Annotated in this window: 10 protein-coding genes; 5 read left to right on the top strand and 5 right to left on the bottom strand. The window is 60.2% G+C overall.

What is annotated here, in order from left to right:
* Positions 1 to 263: 263 nt before the first annotated feature.
* Complete coding sequence (locus tag A7D21_RS23065; RefSeq protein WP_053256551.1) at positions 264 to 1,313, top strand: YCF48-related protein; 1,050 nt, start codon at positions 264 to 266, stop codon at positions 1,311 to 1,313.
* Positions 1,314 to 1,328: 15 nt separating this feature from the next.
* Positions 1,329 to 3,704: an RND family transporter gene (locus tag A7D21_RS23060; RefSeq protein WP_053256550.1), complete on the top strand. Its 2,376-nt coding sequence runs from the start codon at positions 1,329 to 1,331 to the stop codon at positions 3,702 to 3,704.
* A gap of 63 nt (positions 3,705 to 3,767) precedes the next feature.
* Here A7D21_RS23060 and A7D21_RS23055 read toward each other — a convergent pair whose 3' ends face one another.
* Positions 3,768 to 8,834, bottom strand: a complete 5,067-nt coding sequence (locus A7D21_RS23055; RefSeq protein WP_069552775.1) for a dermonecrotic toxin domain-containing protein — start codon at positions 8,832 to 8,834, stop codon at positions 3,768 to 3,770.
* A gap of 293 nt (positions 8,835 to 9,127) precedes the next feature.
* On the opposite strand from A7D21_RS23055, the gene A7D21_RS23050 reads away from it, so the two are divergent.
* From A7D21_RS23050 to A7D21_RS23040, 3 genes are all read left to right on the top strand, one after another.
* Entirely contained in the window at positions 9,128 to 9,424 is a 297-nt protein-coding gene (locus A7D21_RS23050; protein ID WP_053256548.1) for a DUF5629 family protein, read from the top strand.
* Positions 9,411 to 10,586 carry a lactonase family protein gene (locus A7D21_RS23045; protein WP_053256547.1) on the top strand — a complete coding sequence of 392 codons (1,176 nt, stop codon included), beginning with the start codon at positions 9,411 to 9,413 and terminating at the stop codon, positions 10,584 to 10,586. The genes A7D21_RS23050 and A7D21_RS23045 overlap by 14 nt, the downstream gene beginning before the upstream one ends.
* Before the next feature lie 156 nt (positions 10,587 to 10,742).
* Entirely contained in the window at positions 10,743 to 10,922 is a 180-nt protein-coding gene (locus A7D21_RS23040) for a hypothetical protein (RefSeq protein WP_069552774.1), read from the top strand.
* Between the two features lie 126 nt (positions 10,923 to 11,048).
* Here the strand turns inward: A7D21_RS23040 and A7D21_RS23035 are convergent, their stop codons facing one another.
* The 4 genes from A7D21_RS23035 to A7D21_RS23020 form a co-directional block, all read right to left on the bottom strand.
* Positions 11,049 to 11,642 (bottom strand): glutathione S-transferase, encoded by a 594-nt coding sequence (locus A7D21_RS23035; RefSeq protein ID WP_069552773.1) that lies wholly within the window; start codon positions 11,640 to 11,642, stop codon positions 11,049 to 11,051.
* Positions 11,639 to 15,277 (bottom strand): AAA family ATPase, encoded by a 3,639-nt coding sequence (locus A7D21_RS23030; RefSeq protein ID WP_069552772.1) that lies wholly within the window; start codon positions 15,275 to 15,277, stop codon positions 11,639 to 11,641. Before A7D21_RS23030 ends, A7D21_RS23035 begins: the two co-directional genes overlap by 4 nt.
* Complete coding sequence (locus tag A7D21_RS23025; RefSeq protein ID WP_069552771.1) at positions 15,274 to 16,515, bottom strand: exonuclease SbcCD subunit D C-terminal domain-containing protein; 1,242 nt, start codon at positions 16,513 to 16,515, stop codon at positions 15,274 to 15,276. Before A7D21_RS23025 ends, A7D21_RS23030 begins: the two co-directional genes overlap by 4 nt.
* A 173-nt stretch (positions 16,516 to 16,688) precedes the next feature.
* Positions 16,689 to 16,988 carry a DUF6124 family protein gene (locus A7D21_RS23020; protein ID WP_171902631.1) on the bottom strand — a complete coding sequence of 100 codons (300 nt, stop codon included), beginning with the start codon at positions 16,986 to 16,988 and terminating at the stop codon, positions 16,689 to 16,691.
* Positions 16,989 to 17,365 lie beyond the last annotated feature (377 nt).

Raw genomic sequence — 17,365 nt, 5'->3', positions numbered from 1 at the left:
GTTTTCAAGAACACCATTAATGGAATAAAAATTCACTAAATTCAATAGATGGAATAAAAATTCATTAATCAGCCTGGGGAATGCAGCGATATTCAGGCCACGACCAAACGCCGTCAGTTAACAAAAGATAACGTAGCGCCGATTGTCAGACGATTCGAAAGCCCGATAGGATGGCCCTTGCTTCCACCAGGCGCTCTAGAGTGCAGGTTTCAGAGCCCGGGAAGGCGAGACCACCTAACAATAATAAATGGGGAGAAAGGTCTATGAGTGAGCCTGTCATGGGTTGGGCTGTTTGCTGCCCGCGCGCCGCACGCAGGGTTGCGATGCTGGCCACAGCGCTCTCGCTGTTTGGAGTGTTATCGACTCCCACGTTCGCTGCCGGCGATACCCGTACGCAGCCGGTATTTGCGATTGAATCCCCCAAGGCCAGCAAAGGCCTGATGATCGATGTGGTCCATGCCGGCAAACGTCTGGTGGCGGTCGGTGATCGTGGGCACATCCTCTATTCCGATGACCAGGGCAGCACCTGGACCCAGGCCAAAGTCCCCACCCGGCAACTGCTCACGGCAGTGTATTTCGTCGACGATAAACGCGGCTGGGCGGTCGGCCATGATGCGCAGATTCTGGCAAGCGTCGACGGCGGCGCTAGCTGGACCCAGCAATTTCAGGACCTCAAGCGCGAAGCACCGTTGCTCGACGTGTGGTTCAAGGATGCCGAACACGGTATTGCCGTGGGCGCCTACGGTGCGTTGATTGAAACCACCGACGCTGGCAAACACTGGGAAGACGTCAGCGACCGTCTCGATAACGAAGACCAGTTCCACCTCAACGCCATCGCCCACATCAAGGACGCCGGGCTGTTTATCGTCGGCGAGCAGGGCAGCATGTTCCGCTCCAGCGACGACGGCCAGACCTGGGAGAAGCTCGAAGGCCCCTACGAGGGCTCGCTGTTCGGGGTGATCAGCACCGCCCAGCCGCAAACCCTGTTGGTCTATGGCCTGCGCGGCAACCTGTATCGCTCCACGGATTTCGGCATCACCTGGGAGCAAGTCCAATTGAATGCGGCGCGTGGCGCCCTGGAGTTCGGTTTGTCGGGCGCGAGTTTGCTCGATGACGGCTCGCTGGTCGTGGTCGGCAATGGCGGCAGCGTGGTGGTCAGTCACGATGATGGCCAGACCTTCAGCGTATTCAATCGCCCGGACCGCATCTCATTGTCGGCAGTCACTGCTGCAGGCAATGGCAACCTGATTCTGGTCGGGCAGGGCGGTGTACGCGTTGCTACGCCGGCCGGCGCTGAACTCGAAAAACAATAAGAAGGCGGGTAAAGAATGAGCAGTCATCACAACGATAAAGCGACCTTGCTTGAGCGCCTGATCTTCAACAATCGCCCGGCAGTCATCGTCATCTGCCTGCTGGTGAGTATTTTCCTGTTCTGGCAGGCGACGCTGATTCGCCCGTCGACCAGCTTTGAAAAGATGATCCCCCTCAAGCATCCCTTCATCGAAAAGATGATGGAGCACCGTAACGATCTGGCCAACCTGGGCAATACCGTGCGCATCTCGGTGGAGGCCAAGGACGGCGACATCTTCACCAAGGAGTACATGGAGACCCTGCGCCAGATCAACGACGAGGTGTTCTACATCTCCGGCGTTGACCGCTCGGGTCTAAAGTCGCTGTGGAGCCCCAGCGTACGCTGGACCGAAGTCACCGAAGAAGGCTTTGCCGGCGGTGAAGTGATCCCGCAAAGCTACAACGGCTCGCCGCAAAGCCTCGACCAGTTGCGCAACAATGTGCTCAAGTCCGGCCAGGTCGGGCGCCTGGTGGCCAACGACTTCAAGTCGAGCATCGTCGACATTCCGTTGCTGGAGTCCTACCCGGACCCGCAGGACCAGGGCAAATTGCTGGCCCTGGACTACCGCAAGTTCTCCCATGAACTCGAAGACAAGATCCGCGACAAGTTCGAAGCGCAGAACCCCAACGTCAAAATCCACATCGTCGGGTTTGCCAAGAAGGTCGGCGACCTGATTGATGGCCTGGTCATGGTGGTGATGTTCTTTGGTATCGCGTTCGTCATCACCCTGATTCTGCTGCTGTGGTTCACCAACTGCCTGCGCAGCACCGTCGCGGTGTTGAGCACGACGCTGGTGGCGGTGGTCTGGCAACTGGGGCTGATGCACTTTTTCGGTTTCGGCCTCGACCCATATTCGATGCTGGTGCCGTTCCTGATTTTCGCCATCGGTATTTCCCATGGCGTGCAGAAGATCAACGGTATTGCGCTGCAATCCAGTGAGGCGGACAACGCGCTGACCGCTGCGCGCCGCACGTTCCGGCAACTGTTCCTGCCGGGGATGATCGCGATTCTCGCCGACGCCGTGGGCTTTATCACACTGCTGATCATCGACATCGGTGTCATCCGCGAGCTGGCCATCGGCGCCTCCATCGGCGTGGCGGTGATCGTGTTCACCAACCTGATCCTGCTGCCGGTGGCGATCTCCTACGTCGGTATCAGCAAGCGTGCCATCGCCAAGAGCAAAAAGGACGCGCACCGCGAACACCCGTTCTGGCGCCTGCTGTCCAAATTCGCCAGCCCCAAGGTCGCGCCGGTGTCTGTGTTGCTCGCGTTGATCGCCTTCGGTGGCGGCCTCTGGTACAGCCAGAACCTCAAGATCGGCGATCTGGACCAGGGTGCACCGGAACTGCGCCCGGACTCGCGCTATAACAAGGACAACAATTTCATCATCAGCAACTACTCCACCAGCTCCGACGTGCTGGTGGTGATGGTCAAGACCAAGGCCGAAGGCTGTTCGCGCTATGAAGCCATGGCGCCCATCGACCAACTGATGTGGAAGATGCAGAACACTGAAGGCGTGCAGTCGGCGATCTCGCTGGTGACCGTGTCCAAGCAAATGATCAAGGGGATGAACGAGGGCAACCTCAAATGGGAAACCTTGTCGCGCAACCCTGACGTCCTGAACAACTCCATCGCCCGTGCCGATGGCTTGTACAACAACAATTGCTCGCTGGCGCCGGTGCTGGTGTTCCTCAACGACCACAAGGCCGAAACCCTCGACCGCGCGGTGCACGCCGTGCAGGACTTCGCCAAGGAGAACAACAAGGATGGCCTGGAATTTATCCTCGCCGCCGGTAACGCCGGGATCGAAGCCGCCACCAACGAAGTCATCAAAGAGTCGGAGCTGACCATTCTGATCCTGGTCTACCTGTGCGTGGCCACGATGTGCATGATCACTTTCCGATCTTGGGCCGCCACCCTGTGCATCGTGTTGCCGCTGGTGCTGACCTCGGTGCTGGGCAACGCGCTGATGGCGTTCATGGGCATCGGCGTCAAGGTCGCGACCTTGCCGGTGGTGGCGCTGGGCGTGGGGATTGGCGTGGATTACGGCATCTACATCTACAGCCGTCTGGAAAGCTTCCTGCGTGCCGGCCTGCCGTTGCAAGAGGCTTACTACCAAACGCTCAAGTCCACCGGCAAAGCCGTGCTGTTCACCGGCCTGTGCCTGGCAATCGGCGTGTGCACCTGGATCTTCTCGGCCATCAAGTTCCAGGCCGACATGGGCCTGATGCTCACCTTCATGCTGCTGTGGAACATGTTCGGTGCGCTATGGCTGTTGCCGGCGCTCGCACGGTTCCTGATCAAGCCTGAAAAACTGGCCGGGCAGAAAGGCAACTCGTTGTTTGCGCATTAAGTGCCATTAATCAAAAGCCGCACAGTGTGCGGCTTTTTTTTTGCAGTGCTCAGCCTGTCAGTTTTACAGCTTCAGAAACAGCTTCTGATCCAACGGGGCGTTGATATCGGCGTTGATTATTTGCGCGACGACGCCGTTGCTTTTGGCTTCGGCAATCAAGTCTTTTTTGGTTTTGTAGCGTTGCGACGGGATTTTCAGATGCGCTGCTCTGTGATCATCCCGTGGCCAACCTTTCTGCGGGTAGTGGAAGTGGGCGTACCACACCACGTCGATCTTGCCTTTTTTACGCACCGCGTATTCGGTGAATACGTCGCCAGCTTTTGTGGGCACGTCCCGCCGTACCAGGTTGATATCGACAAACCCATGACGCCACAGGAAGTCGACATTTTCCGCTGTCGGCGGCTGAACCAGATAGCCATCTGCGGTGTGTTGTCGGGCCTTTTGCAGCATTTCATCTGCAGCGGTTCGCCAGCGCGCCACCAACTCGGCGGTTTCCGGCCTGCCACCATGGTTGGCCTCGGCCTGCCGTGCGGTCTCCTTGAGTTGGTTAGCCACGGTCTCCAGCATCTCGTACCAATCCAGAGGGGAGACGGTGTCGCGTCGCTGGGGGTCGTCAAGTTTCTTTTTCTGGAAAAGAATCGATTGCTCGCGTCGCGTCGCGGCATCTATCGACTTTTGCGCATCGCTCTTATAGCTCGCCAAGGGCTTCGGCGAAGCGGCGGGAGACGTTTGCGTGGGCTGGCCGCGGATGATTTTCACCCATCCGCGCTCCTTGGCGTGTTCACTGTAGCTTGCGATAGGTTGACCGCTTTGTGGGTCCAACACATCAATGATGTCGACGGTTCGGCCCGGCTCGGGCGCGCGTAATGTACCAATCAAGGTCTCTTTATGTTCGGTCTTGAACACGCGCTGGTTCTGCGGTTTGGCCCTTTGGTCACTGCGCGCGGGCGCAGCCGGAATCAGAAACTGCTCCTCTTTGACGACCTGTGCCAATTCGGCCTGTGCATCGGCGATGAATTCACTCAGTAAAGCAGTGAACCGCTGGTGGTAGTCCGCCCGAAAGAGCTGTGGATACTCTTCCTGCAAGACGAGGCTGTCGCTCAGGACCTGTTTGTATTTGGTGATAATGGTGTTTAGCGTCGCGTTCCGCTCGCCCAAGGTGAAGTCGTTGTATTGGCGTAGATCCTGGAGTGCTGAAGCTTCGGCTTTCAGATTGTCCTTTAAGAATCGCTCCATCTGACGGCGCGCGGCATCCTCTGGGAAGCGCGCACCCCATGTCGAGGTCAGTTGATGGAGAAACGATAGGTTGTTCAATTTCGTTGTAAGTTCATTGAGCGCGACAGTCGTGGTGTATCGCCTCTTGATGTAGCCCAACGCTTCCTTGTTGCCAAAAGGTGAATCGCTCTTCCACTCAGCCAACAGCGCGCCGACTGCCTGCCTCGACCGCAACAGTTGTTTATTGTTTTCATAGATTATTTTGTACGCTTCAGTCAATTGTTCGTAGGCTGGCTGTATGCCGCTATTGGCATGTGCTTCCAGCTCTGAGATTGAGGCGCCACGCACGCCGTACTGACGGGTGTCGTTAAACAGGCGAACGTAAAAGTTTTCTATTGCCGTCAAGGTGTGCAGCGTATTTTCGTACTCCACTGAACGGTTGTGCTTGAACTCCGATAGATCGTCTATCCCGCCCAACTTCCTCGGCGCAATGGTTTCAACAGTGGTTTTGCTGGCGGCCACGAGTGATTGCGTCAGGGGTTTGAGACGCTCAAGTTGTTGAGCAATCCTGTCCTTCAGCGCGTCGGTAATCTGCCGTTGCTGTGCATAAGGTTCGGCAAATCGAACGGCTGATGCCTCGGTGCTTGCCAGGTTGTAAAGGGTCTTGAGTTTCTTTCGGGCGCTTTCGTACTCGGTGAGGTCGGCCTCGATGTTTGCCATTGCAGTGTCATGTGTTTTTGAAACTTTCTTGCGCTCTTTCAGGTTGCGCCGATAGTCGGTCTCCGCCAGGCGCTTGGCTTGCATACTGTTCGCGAGTGAATCCAGTGGCCTGGCAGATTTTGGCATGCCGCCTCTGAGTTTGGGCGCCAGGTCAAAATGCCACTTACCCTGCGCGTCGCGTGTGATGGGCGGCGCTGTACGTGCCTTGTTGTGTTCATCGATGACGTAGGCGCCATCCAGGTCGTTTGCCACGCGGAACCAGTGATGGTCGATGTTGGCATAAAGCCGGTCATGAATGGTGTACAGGCCTTTTCTGGTGCCTTCGCCGATGGGCGATCCGGGATCCGTTGGCGCCGCTACTTTGAACGAGTCTATGTGCGCAAGCAGGCTTGGCGTTAACCCGCGTGGGCTCGATAATCGCACGTCAATGGCCGTGTTTTCGCCGCCAAAGCTGCCGGAGGCGGGCGCTGCCGGGGCCTGCCGGATGATGGCTTGGCGGGCAACGGGCTCATCGTCGTGACGGGGGCGTGGCCCGGCGCTGTCGGAATGGGCGTCTTGCTTGAATGGTTCAAAAGTGCGCGCGGGCTCGCCGGGCTCGGAGGCGGACGCGTGGCCCAGTGTCATGCCCAGGTTGACGAGCAGGTCGACCACCGCCGAAGACGGGTCCGGGTCGTTTGGTGTGGAAAGCCGCTTGATATCTTCTTCGCTGTTGGCCAGTTGCAGCAGCCAGCCCGCCATCGCCCCCGGCCCACGTAGCACCGGCAGCAGTGTGTTGAATAACAGCCAGCCAAGTTCCTTGTGCGAAGCCCAGCGGCTTTCCGCGTCGGAGGTGGATTGGCCTTCTGCCAGGGTGACCAGGCTGTCGGCATTGGTATGGAACCAGTGTTTCATCAGGTCGCCGTTGAGCACGTCCTGGCGTAGCGTGGTGGCGGTCGCATAACCGTCGACGGCAAGTGCGGTGGGGGTGGGCGTGGTGGGCGGGTCGAACTCATTGAATACCGAGTAGCGTGAAATATTGGGCGTTTGGAAGCCGCCGTTGCCATAGACTGCTCGGGCTTTGTCATCTTTCAGCCACGCCAGAATACTCTCCTGCAACGCGCCTGGCGTACGGATGGCCTCCAGCAGCGCGTCGCGGCTGGGGAACTCAAGCAGCGCCGGTTTCAGTAGGGGGCGATAGAGAATGTGCGGGCCGTTGGTAGCGGCCAGCGGCTCAATCAGGAACATGTTTACGGCGACATCCGGTGTGGCCCCCGGCTTGCGCACAAAGGCCAGGGGCCGAACGGTAATCGCTTGGCCGTCCACCTGCTTGCTGCCTACGCCCGGGTGGGTAACCGCTTCGATAAAGCGATAACCCAGGTCGGTAATGCCAGCCTCGCCCTTGAGCTTGAGTTCCAGCGCCTGCATGGCGAGCTGGATCGGCACTTGCTCGATAAAGCGCGCGGTTCGGTCCCGAGCCGATGGGCTATCGCTTTGCAGCTCGCGGTTCAACAGTTGCGGGTAGTGGCTACCGATATCAACGCTGCTGACCAGGTTCTTGAGCATCTGCGGCATGTGCGGATCGCTGACCGGTTGCCCGCGCAGATAAACCTCCATCTGCCCCTTGGGCAAACCCGCGAGGTTGTTCAGGGCCATGTCGACCAGGCTCATCTTCTCCCGTTCGATGTAGCCGCTGCCCAAGTCACCCACGGCGACCTTGAACACCACTTCCAGATCCTGTGCGGTGTAGCCTTTACCTGCCAATTGCTGGTCCAGCTGTTGCCGGGCAAAAGTGCGGATATCGGGGATGCCGTCGAGGAAGGTGCGCCCGTTGTTGCGCTGTACGCTGCTGGCCAGTGCCAGTGAATGATGCCGATAGGCATCGCGTTCTGCATCACTCGCGTGACTGAGCCATGCCGGTAGATTGTCACGCAGCCGCCCAAGCCTGGTAGCGTTGGGGGTATAGCTCCCTGCAAACCATGGGCTTGGGTCGCTGGCCCGGGAAAATACCTGGTCCAGTTCATCAAGCGTGCCCGATGCCGGCAGTCGAATGGACGCGACGTTTTCCAACATGGCATTCAGGAGGGTCGCGGCTTGTATATCGAAAATATTCGCGTCGGGCGCCTGACGCTTCCAATCAAGGCTATCGAAGACGAACGCCTTCTCCAGATTTCGCCCCCAGGCTTCGCCGAAGGCTTGCAAGGAGTCATACGCGGTTACCACTCCGGCAGGCGTCGCATGCAGGACCTGCGTCCGGCCGGCCACTTCTCGGGTGATCAGCAGGTCCGGGCTGAGCTGTGCGGATGCGCGATCGTCGTGGCGAACGGCGGCCTCGAGGATGAATACGCTGGCTGCCGTATCGCCTTTGGCGCGCACGCGTTGCGCTTGATTTGGGTAGCTGACGATTTGGTCAAGGGTGTCGCGTTGTTGCTCAGTCAGCCCGGGCTGTTTCAAGGCGGCGGTTCGTAGGGTGTCTCTGAGGGTGTCGCTGAGCCATAGCCATCGGTTGGTCTGTGCGTCGCCGGCACGTTGGGTGGTGTAGGCATTACCGGTGAAGTGACGAAGCAGTGCTTGCTCGAACCCACGCTTGAGGGCCGTACGCAGGCTGCGGATCGCCATCTCGATAGCCTGCATATCGATGCCGGGCACCAGTGCTCCCGCCAAGGGCGCCGGCTTGAGCGTATGACCGGTAGCTTGGTCGATCAACGTGCAGGCAATGCCTTCTTTATCGGTAAAGTCCAGTTCGCCGTCGGTCGTCAGGTGCTTGAGTGCGACGTCCAGCAGGGGCGTCAGGCAATATTGGGGCGGATTGCTTGAGATGGGTTCGGCCAGCGCGGTGTATTCGAGGTCGAACGCCAACGTGGGGTAGAGGGTTTTGAGCGCCTCGCTGAGTAAACCTGACACAACGGAGCGCAGTGTGGGGCGCTCGGCGAACTGCTGGGCGACCCTATTGGCGGTCAGCTCGGGTGAGCTGGCGGCGTTAACCGGCGCGGGCATTGCAAGTGTGGCAGCCGGGGCCGCGGAGAGTCGCGCAGCGGTCAGCCCGGCTGCTCGGCTGCGTCTGCGCAGGGGGTGCTCGTACTCTGCCTGGGACGAGGTCCCGGAGCCGCCCTCAATGGCTGCTTCACGGGCTTCACCCGGTTGGCGGGCACGAGGTGATGGCAATACAGGGCTCAAGGCGTAGTTGAACAGTGTTGGCGGGTGGTTTCCATGAATCATCGTGCAGCTTCCTTGTCGTTAAGATCTGGCTCGGTGTTGCGATTTAACCCTGGCCGCGCGAAGTGAGCAGGTGAGCGAAAGCTAACGATCGGTGCTTAGCCGTGAAATGAACAATGGGTAATAGCCTGTTTCCGAGGCCGCGCTATCCGCGCAAATCCTGATGGCGCCCAGGTCAGCAGGGGGCGCGGTAATTATGGCTGCATGTTAACGGGGCGAATCGATGAGCAGCGGGGTTTAGGTCGATGCAACAAATTGACCTATCATGACGTCTTTCCTTTTGATGATTGATGGTTATGACTGCCGACACCGCTACCTTGCTCGACGCGTTTAAAAACTGCCAGATGGTCGAAATCGACGGGCTGCACACGTTCGATTTCGGCTTGGACGAGCATCAATTGCTGATCCGTTGCATGGACGGTCGTGCCGAGAAACGCTGGAGTTTCAGCCTGGAGCAAGTCAAGGCGGCGGTGTTTGATCAAACGCTGCAAAGTTGGACCCTTACCGGTGACTCGGGCGAGCATCGCCTGGTCTGCATGAACGGCGTCACCGGCAATAATAACGACGAGGATGAAGCGGATGATGATGCGTAAATTCTGGCCCCTGCTGATGGCGGGGAGTGTGGGGGCGATGTCGGTGCACGCCGCGCCGGTCGACACCTATGAACTGCTGGTGGGCAGCTACACGGCCGGCACCAGCGAAGGCATCTACCGCCTGCAATTTGACAGCCGTACGGGCCAGTTCAGTGGCAAGCCGGTGCTCGCGGCCAAGGCGGCCAACCCTTCGTGGCTGACGGTTTCCAAAGACCAGAAGCACCTGTTTGTAGTCAACGAGAACGGCCCGGGCCAGAAAGACCCGGTCGGGCGCGTCAGCAGCTACAGCATTGACCCGCACAGTCATCAGCTCACCCTGATCAACCAGGTGCAAAGCCTGGGCAATGAGCCGACCCATTCCAGCCTGGCCGCTGATGGGCGCTACCTGTTCGTCGCCAACTATTCGGTGCTGGAAGACCCGGGCGGTAGCCTGGCGGTTCTGCCGGTCGATGCCAACGGCAAGCTGTCGGCACCGGTACAACTGAGCGGGCACCCGGCGAGCCGCGTCAACCCTGAGCGCCAGGCGTCCAACCATGTGCACTCGGTGGTGTCGTCGCCGGATGGCAAGTACGTGTATGTGCAGGACTTGGGGGCAGACAAGATTTTTGCCTACCGCTACGACCCACAGGCCAACCACGAACTGCCACTCACTGCGGCTACCCCGGCCTCCGTGCCACTGCCACCGGGCAGCGGCCCACGCCACTTGCTGTTCAGCGCCGATGGCAAGCATGCCTGGCTGACCACCGAGATGAGCGCTCAGGTGGCGGTCTTTGATTACAAGGACGGCACGCTCAGCCAAACCCAGCTGGTGGATTTCGCTGCGGGGCAGCCGGTGTCCGACAAGGCGGGCGCGGCATTGCACGCCTCAAGCGACGGCAAATTCCTTTACGTGAGCAACCGTGGCACCACCAACCAGGTCCTGGTATTCAGCATTGACCCGGCCACCGCGCACCTCAAGGAGTTGCAGCGCCGTTCGGTCGAAGGTGACCATCCGCGCGAGTTCAGCCTGGACCCGAGCGGCAAGTTCCTGCTGATCGCCAACCAGAAGAGCAACGAAATCGTGGTGGTCGAACGTGACCCCAAGACCGGCCTGCTGGGTAAAACCGTGCAGAAATTGCCGATCGATGCCCCCAGCGACCTCAAGTTTCTGGTGCGTCAATAAGCCACAGGCCCCGCAGTGCGGGGCCTGACCCTTTGTATTAATTCTATTAATAGCGGCTACTGTTTCAAAGCATTTCTAAGGCTCAGCCCTCGGGCGTAAGTTTGGTTTCAAGGCCTTCACCGGCCACCTAACCAAACGAACACAAGGGTTACCGACATGAACTTCAATCTCTTCTCGATCATCGCCGCTTCCGCTGTTTCCGCCACTGTGGCATTGCCCGCCGCCGCCAGCGTGGAAGTCTCCGGCAAAAAAACCAGCACCAGCGCCTACACCCAGAAATACCTGCAACAGAGCGCCAACTTCTATGCCGCACTGGACCACAAGACTCAGCACTGAGCTTGAGCTGAGCAACGGTCAAATGTGGGAGCTGGCTTGCCTGCGATGAAATCAACTCGGTGTATCAGTTGGACCGAGTTGTCGGCATCGCAGGCAAGCCAGCTCCCACATTTGATTGTGCTGGGCTCAGGGTTTTGCCATCACCGCAATAAACAGCGGCGACTCCAGAAAGCGCTGTAGCCAGGCTTGTAACTGGCGATATGGCGTCCCGGCAAACCACTCGCGATCCACATGGGCAAACTGGCGCACAAACGGCGCCAGTGCCACATCGGCCAGGCTCAACTGCTCGGCCAGTAAGTAGTCATTTTCCGCCAACAAACCTTCCAGCTTGTGCAAAAACACCTCGCCCTCGGCCCGATAGTGTTCCATCGGCTGTTCCGGGTAGCGTTCGGCGTACTTGTATCGATTCAAGTGATGTTTGAACACCTGATCGTTCTCGGCAATCAGCGCCAGCACCCTCGGGTCGCCTTGGCGCAACCAGCCATCCGGATCATGCTGCGCCAGCGCCCATTGCATGATTTCCAGGCTTTCCTCGATCACCCGGCCACCCACGCAGAGCACTGGCACCGTGCCTTTGGGCGACAGCGCGAGCATTTCGGCGGGCTTGGCCCTGAGGCTGACCTCGACAATCTGCACAGGCACGCCGGCATAGCGCAACGCCAGACGCGCGCGCATCGCATACGGGCAGCGCCGAAACGAATACAGCAGCGCCTCGCTCACTTGACCTCCAGGGTGCTCAAACCATTGCCCTGGCGCTTGACCTGGATCTGCACCGGGATGCGTTCGTGCATTTCCTGCACGTGGGAGATCACCGCCACCTTGCGGCCCTGGGCCTGCAGGCCGTCCAAGGCGTCCATCGCCAATTGCAGCGACTCGGGGTCGAGGCTGCCAAAGCCCTCGTCGATAAACAGCGACTCGATTTTCAGCGTGCTCGACGCCATCGACGCCAGGCCCAACGCCAGCGCCAGCGACACCAGGAACGTTTCGCCACCTGACAACGAGTGCACCGAGCGCAATTCATCGCCCATCTCGGTGTCCATCACCAGCAAGCCGAGCATGCTGCCGCCACGCTTGAGCCGGTAACGGCGCACCAGCTGGCGCAGTTGCACGTTGGCGTGGTGCACCAGCAGGTCGAGGTTGTAGGCCTGGGCGATCTTGCGGAAGGTGTCGCCGGTGGCCGAACCGATCAGCGCATTCAGGCGTGCCCAGCGCTGCCACTCGTCATAGGCCTTGGCGATGTGCTCGGCCAGTACATGGTTGGCCTCCTGGCGGCGCTGGTCTTCGGACTGGCGCGCACGCAATTCCGCGCAGGTTTTTTCAGCGTCAGCCAATTGCTGATTGAGCGCAGCCAGGGCGGCGTCCAGTTGTTCGGCTGCCAGGTTGCCATTGTGCAACGCCTGGTGTTCGGCCAGGCGTTGCTCGCGCTCTTGCAGCAGCACCTTGGCTTGTTCGACGGCTTTTTCGCTGTGCTGCACCTGCTGGCGCAATGCGTTGACGTGGCTGTCATCAAAGGCCAGCAAGCGCGTGAGCCCGTCGTCATGCAGTTCCGGGTGCAAGGCACGCCATTCGCTCAGGCGTTCGCCCAGGGTGTGTTGCTCGGCGGCCAACGCCTGTTGGCGATCCTGCTGCGCCTTGAGGTCGGCAGCCAATTGAATCAGGGCGTTGCGGGTCTCTTGCAACTGGTGGTTGGCGTCGGTCTCGCTCTGGCGTGACTGGGCCACCGCTTGGTCCAGTTGCTGTTGCCACTGTTCGGCACTGCTGTGCTCGCCGAGCAGCGCGCGGAGCGTGTCCTGGGCGGCCTGTTGCCGAGCAGACAGCTCGGTGACCTGCTGGAGCAAGGCGTCCAGTTGCTGCTGGCGATGCTGCTGATGGGTGTGTTCTTTCTCGATGGCCTGCTGGCGCTCGTGCTGCTCGGCCAGTTCATCGCGCTGGTGGCCCAGTTGCTCAAGGCGTTGGCTGACGTGCTGGTCCAACTGCATAAACGTCGCCGCCGGTTCGCGGCGCAGACCTTCGAGGGTTTCAGCGGGCAACAGGCTGGCGAAGGCATGGAGTTCTTCGTCGAGGCGTTCGCGGTCGTTGGACAGCTCGCGCTGCTGGTCCACCAGCAACTGGCGGGCTTGCTGGCTCGCGTCCTGGGCGGCTTGCAGTTGTTGCTGCATGCGCCCGGCATTTTGCTGAAGGTTGAGCAGGGCGCCCTGGCGTTGTTCGTCCTGGCTGATGCTTTGCGTCAGCTGCGCCAGTTGCTGGGCCAGCCAGGTGCTGCGTTTGGCGGCATCCTGATTGAACAACGAGGCGGCCAATGGGTGCGCTTGCAGGCTGGGTGTCAGGCCGTGTTGCTGGGTCGCCAGCAGCTCCTGCTGCTGCAGGAACTCTTTTTGCTGGGCAATCAGGCCGCCGACTTCGCCACGCAGCTCGGTGAGTTTTTCCTTGAGCGTGTCGACCGCTTTCTGCGCTGTCGCTTCTTCGTTTTCATCATGGCGGCCGAGGCTGTGCAGCAACGCTTCGGGCTGGTGATACGGGTGCTCATGGCTGCCGCACACCGGGCACGGTTGGTCATCCTGTAACTGCGCGCGCAACTCTTCGACGCTGGCACTGCGGGCCAGGCGCTGGCGTTCCAGCAGTTGCTTGGTCACCGTCAGGGTCTGTTCGGCCACCGTCAGTTCGGCCTTGGCCTGCAGGCCGATCTGGTTCAGGTGTTCGCGTTGCTGTTGGGCGTGCGCGAGCTTTTGCGTCAATGCAGCCGCCTGTTGGTCCAGCTGTTGCTGGCTGTCCCACAGGCGCGTGAGGTCTTCGAAGGCGCGCTGTTGCTTGCGGTTGTCTTGCAGCAGGCTGGCGAGTAATTGAATCTGCTCGGCGACCGCCTGCGGCTCGGCACCGGCTTCCTGGTACAGCAGGTCCAGCGCGTCGCGTTGCTGGGCGAATGTCTCGGCAGCGCTGCTGGCGCGCTGTTCGAGTTGCGGCAGCTCGCTCTGGCCCTTGTTGAGGCGGTTGCCGATCAGCATCAGCTGTTGCAGGCGGTCGCGGTAGGCGCTCCAGGCGTCGCTCAACGGTGCCAGCGCGGCACTGCGCTCAAGCTCGGCCGCCAGGCGTTGCAGGCGCCCGGCCACTTGGGTTTGCTTCTCCTGCAACCCGGTGAGCAAGGCCTGGCCTTCTTGGCAGGCGCTTTCCTGTTGCTGTTTGTCGTCGCTGCGCTTGGCCAGGTCTTGGGTCAGGTGGGCGAGGGTGCTCTGTTGTTCGAACGCCTGACGCAACAAGGGCACGGCGTCGGCCTGCTGTTTCAGGGCGTCAGCCAAGGCGGCCTGGGCGGCGGACTGCTGCTGTTGCGCCTGCTCCTGACGCGTTTGCAGCGCGGTCTGCTGCTCAAGGTGCTGCTGAATCTGCACGGCGAGCGGCGCCAGCAACGTGGCGAGTTCAGCCTGGCGCGCAAACTGATGGCGCTGCGGTGCCAATTGCTCCAGGCGGCTCAGGTCCTGACGCTGCTGGCCCTGGCCTGCCCAATCCGCTTGCGCCCGTTGCAATTGCTCAGTTGCATCTTGTTGGCGCTCCTGCCACTCGCGCAACTCCTTGAGCCAGGTGTGCTGCAAATCCAACTGCTTGAGCTGGGCCTGTTGGGTCTTGAGCTGTTGCTGAGCCTCGGCCAACTGCTGGTCGAGTTCGGCGCGGGCTTCGGCGGGCAACGGCACCACGCCGGTCGCCTGGTCTTGCAGCTGTTTATGCGCGTCCTTGGCCTCCTTGGCCTTGTCGAAGGCGCGGCGGCCGAGCTGGGTGTAGAGCGCGGTGTCAGTGAGCTTTTCCAGCAGCTCGCTGCGCTCGTTATCGTTGGCCTTGAGGAAGGCACTGAATTCGCTCTGCGCCAGCAACACTGCACGGGTGAACTGCTCGAAATTCAGGCCCAGGGCCAGTTCCAGCTGGGTTTTGTATTCGGTCTTCTGGCTGGCCAGCAGTTGGTCGCTGTCGAGGTCGATCAGGCTCTGTCGGCTGTTCTGCAACTTGCCGCTGGCCTTGTCACGGGCGCGGTTGGCTTCCCAGCGCGCGCGGTAGCGACGGCCGCTGACGCCGACAAAATCCACCTCGGCATACCCACCGCCGGTGCCGCGCCGCAGCAGGGTGCGCGGGTCGCCGATGGAAATGTCGCTGTCGGCATCCGGCATTTTCGCCTGGCCGGTATCGCCCAGGCGCGGCACCGTGCCAAACAGCGCCAGGCACAAGGCATCCAGCAAGGTACTTTTGCCTGCGCCGGTCGGCCCGGTGATGGCGAACAACCCGGCGCTGGCCAAGGGCTCGGCGGTAAAGTCGATTTCAAACGGGCCCGCCAGTGAGGCGAGGTTTTTCAGGCGGATGGCGAGGATCTTCATGGCTGTTCGCCCTCCTGTTGCACTTCCTGGAGCAGCACGGCGAAGTCCTTCAAGGTTTGTTCATCCACTTCGCTGCCGTAGCTGTCCTGCCAGGCGCGGCTGAACAGTTCCTGGGGCGTGAGCTGGTCGAGTTCGATCAGGCGCTCGTCGTCAGTCTCGTCGCTGCCGCGTTTGCCGGCATATTCGGCGGCAATGCGCACCAGGCGCACGGCCTTGCCTTGCAAGGCAGTCTCGATTTGCTGGCGCAGGTCCGGTTGCGGCTCGTCGAGGCGCACGCGCACTTCCAGCCACGGGTGGCGCTGGGTTTCGGCGAGCAGGTCGATGTCGGGCAGGTCCGCCAATTGCTTGAGGATATCTGCCAGCGGCGCGGCTTCCAGGCGTTGCAGGTTGACCGAACGCGGAATCAGGCGTGGCTCGACACTCACCAGGCATTGGCCCTGAAAGGTCACATCGAGAATTTGGTGCTTGTAGCCGATTTCGGAAAACGACAAGGGAATCGGCGAGCCACTGTAGCGAATCCGTTCCTCACCATTCACCCGTTGCGGCTTGTGCAAATGGCCGAGGGCCACATAACTCACGCTGGCATCAAACAGGCTGGCGGGCAGCGCTTCGGCATTGCCGATGATCAGGCTGCGTTCGGAGTCTTCCGACACCGAACCACCCGCCATGTGGGCATGGCTGATGGCAATCAGCGCCTGGCCTTTTTTGCGTTTGGCATTGGCGGCGGCGATCAGCCATTCGTGCACCTGGCCAATGCCGCGCAAGTAATCATCGCCCAGGTGTGCGCCAGTGACTTCCGCCGGGCGCAAGAACGGCAGCGCCAGGCACCAGGCGGCGATCTTGCCTTTGGCGTCAGGCAGCGGGATCAGTAAACGCTCGGCATCCAGTTGGCCGTCATCCAGCCACAGCACTCGCCCCAGGGCATGCGTGCGCAAACGGCGCATCAACGGCGCCGGCAATTCGATACGCGAGCCGGAGTCGTGGTTGCCGGCGATCATCACAATCGTGAGTTTAGGGTTTTGTTCGTGGGCGCTGATGATGAAGTCATACAGGCGCTCCTGGGCCTTGAGCGGCGGGTTGACCGTGTCGAAGATATCCCCGGCGATCAGCAACACATCCGGCTGCTCGGCTTTTAATTGACCCAGCAGCCACTCGAGAAAACAGGCGTGTTCGAAGTCGCGTTCCTGGCCATGCAGGTTTTGGCCGAGGTGCCAGTCGGAGGTGTGGAACAGACGCAAGGCGAACTCCGTGGAGAAGATGAAAAGGAGGGGAGTTTACCTGTAAAAGCCCACACCGTGCCCGCGGCTGACCCAGATCAACTGTGGGAGCTGGCTTGCCTGCGATGGCATCACCTCGGTGTGACAGAAAGACCGAGGTGTCTGTATCGCAGGCAAGCCAGCGCCAACAGGGGTCATGCGGCGTGCAGGCAGTTCAGGGCGCGGTCGGCGAGGGCTCTGGCGCTGTTGATCAGGTGCTCGGTGGCGCCGGCGATGTGGCGTTGATCGCCGTTCAATCCTTGGCTGGAGACGGCTGCGGTGGCGGCTGCACAGCGTAGCAAGTCGCAGATTTGGGCGAGGGCGTCTTCGAAGCTGAGGTCGTGGTGCACGGTGAAGGACGGCGTTGAGTCGGGTTGTAGGTAGTGGCTCAGGGCGCGTTCGAAGATTTCTCGGTCGAGGGTGAAGCGGGGTGGGTCTGGGACGATTTTTTTCATGAATGATTTACCTACTGGGTTGGGCGCCTTTCTTTTGCCGATCTCACACGTCAAAAGGGTGGCAGCTATGTACGGGGTGAGATACCGGAACCAGTAGGTAGGAGCACCCGGCCAGACCGAAGTCTGCCCGCACACAGCCGCCATAGAGCATATTGCTCGTGGCGCCTAAAGGTTCACGGGATCTCACACCCGATCGCTGATATGCAGCGACGGAGCGAAGGCTAGCCAGTGGACTGAGCAGGCGCAAGGCCAAAGGATTGTCTAGGAAACTTCCCGCAAATTAAAGGGATATGGATTGCTGGCCTTTAACAATGCATGTCGATCAGGCGTTTAGGTAGATATGAGTACATATCCGTTGCTGCGGTAACGGCGGCTTA

This window comes from Pseudomonas sp. AP19 (assembly GCF_001728855.1).
Classification (GTDB): Bacteria; Pseudomonadota; Gammaproteobacteria; order Pseudomonadales; family Pseudomonadaceae; genus Aquipseudomonas; species Aquipseudomonas fluorescens.
Note: the sequence above shows the minus strand (reverse complement) of the source record. Positions and strands in the feature narration are given on the sequence as shown.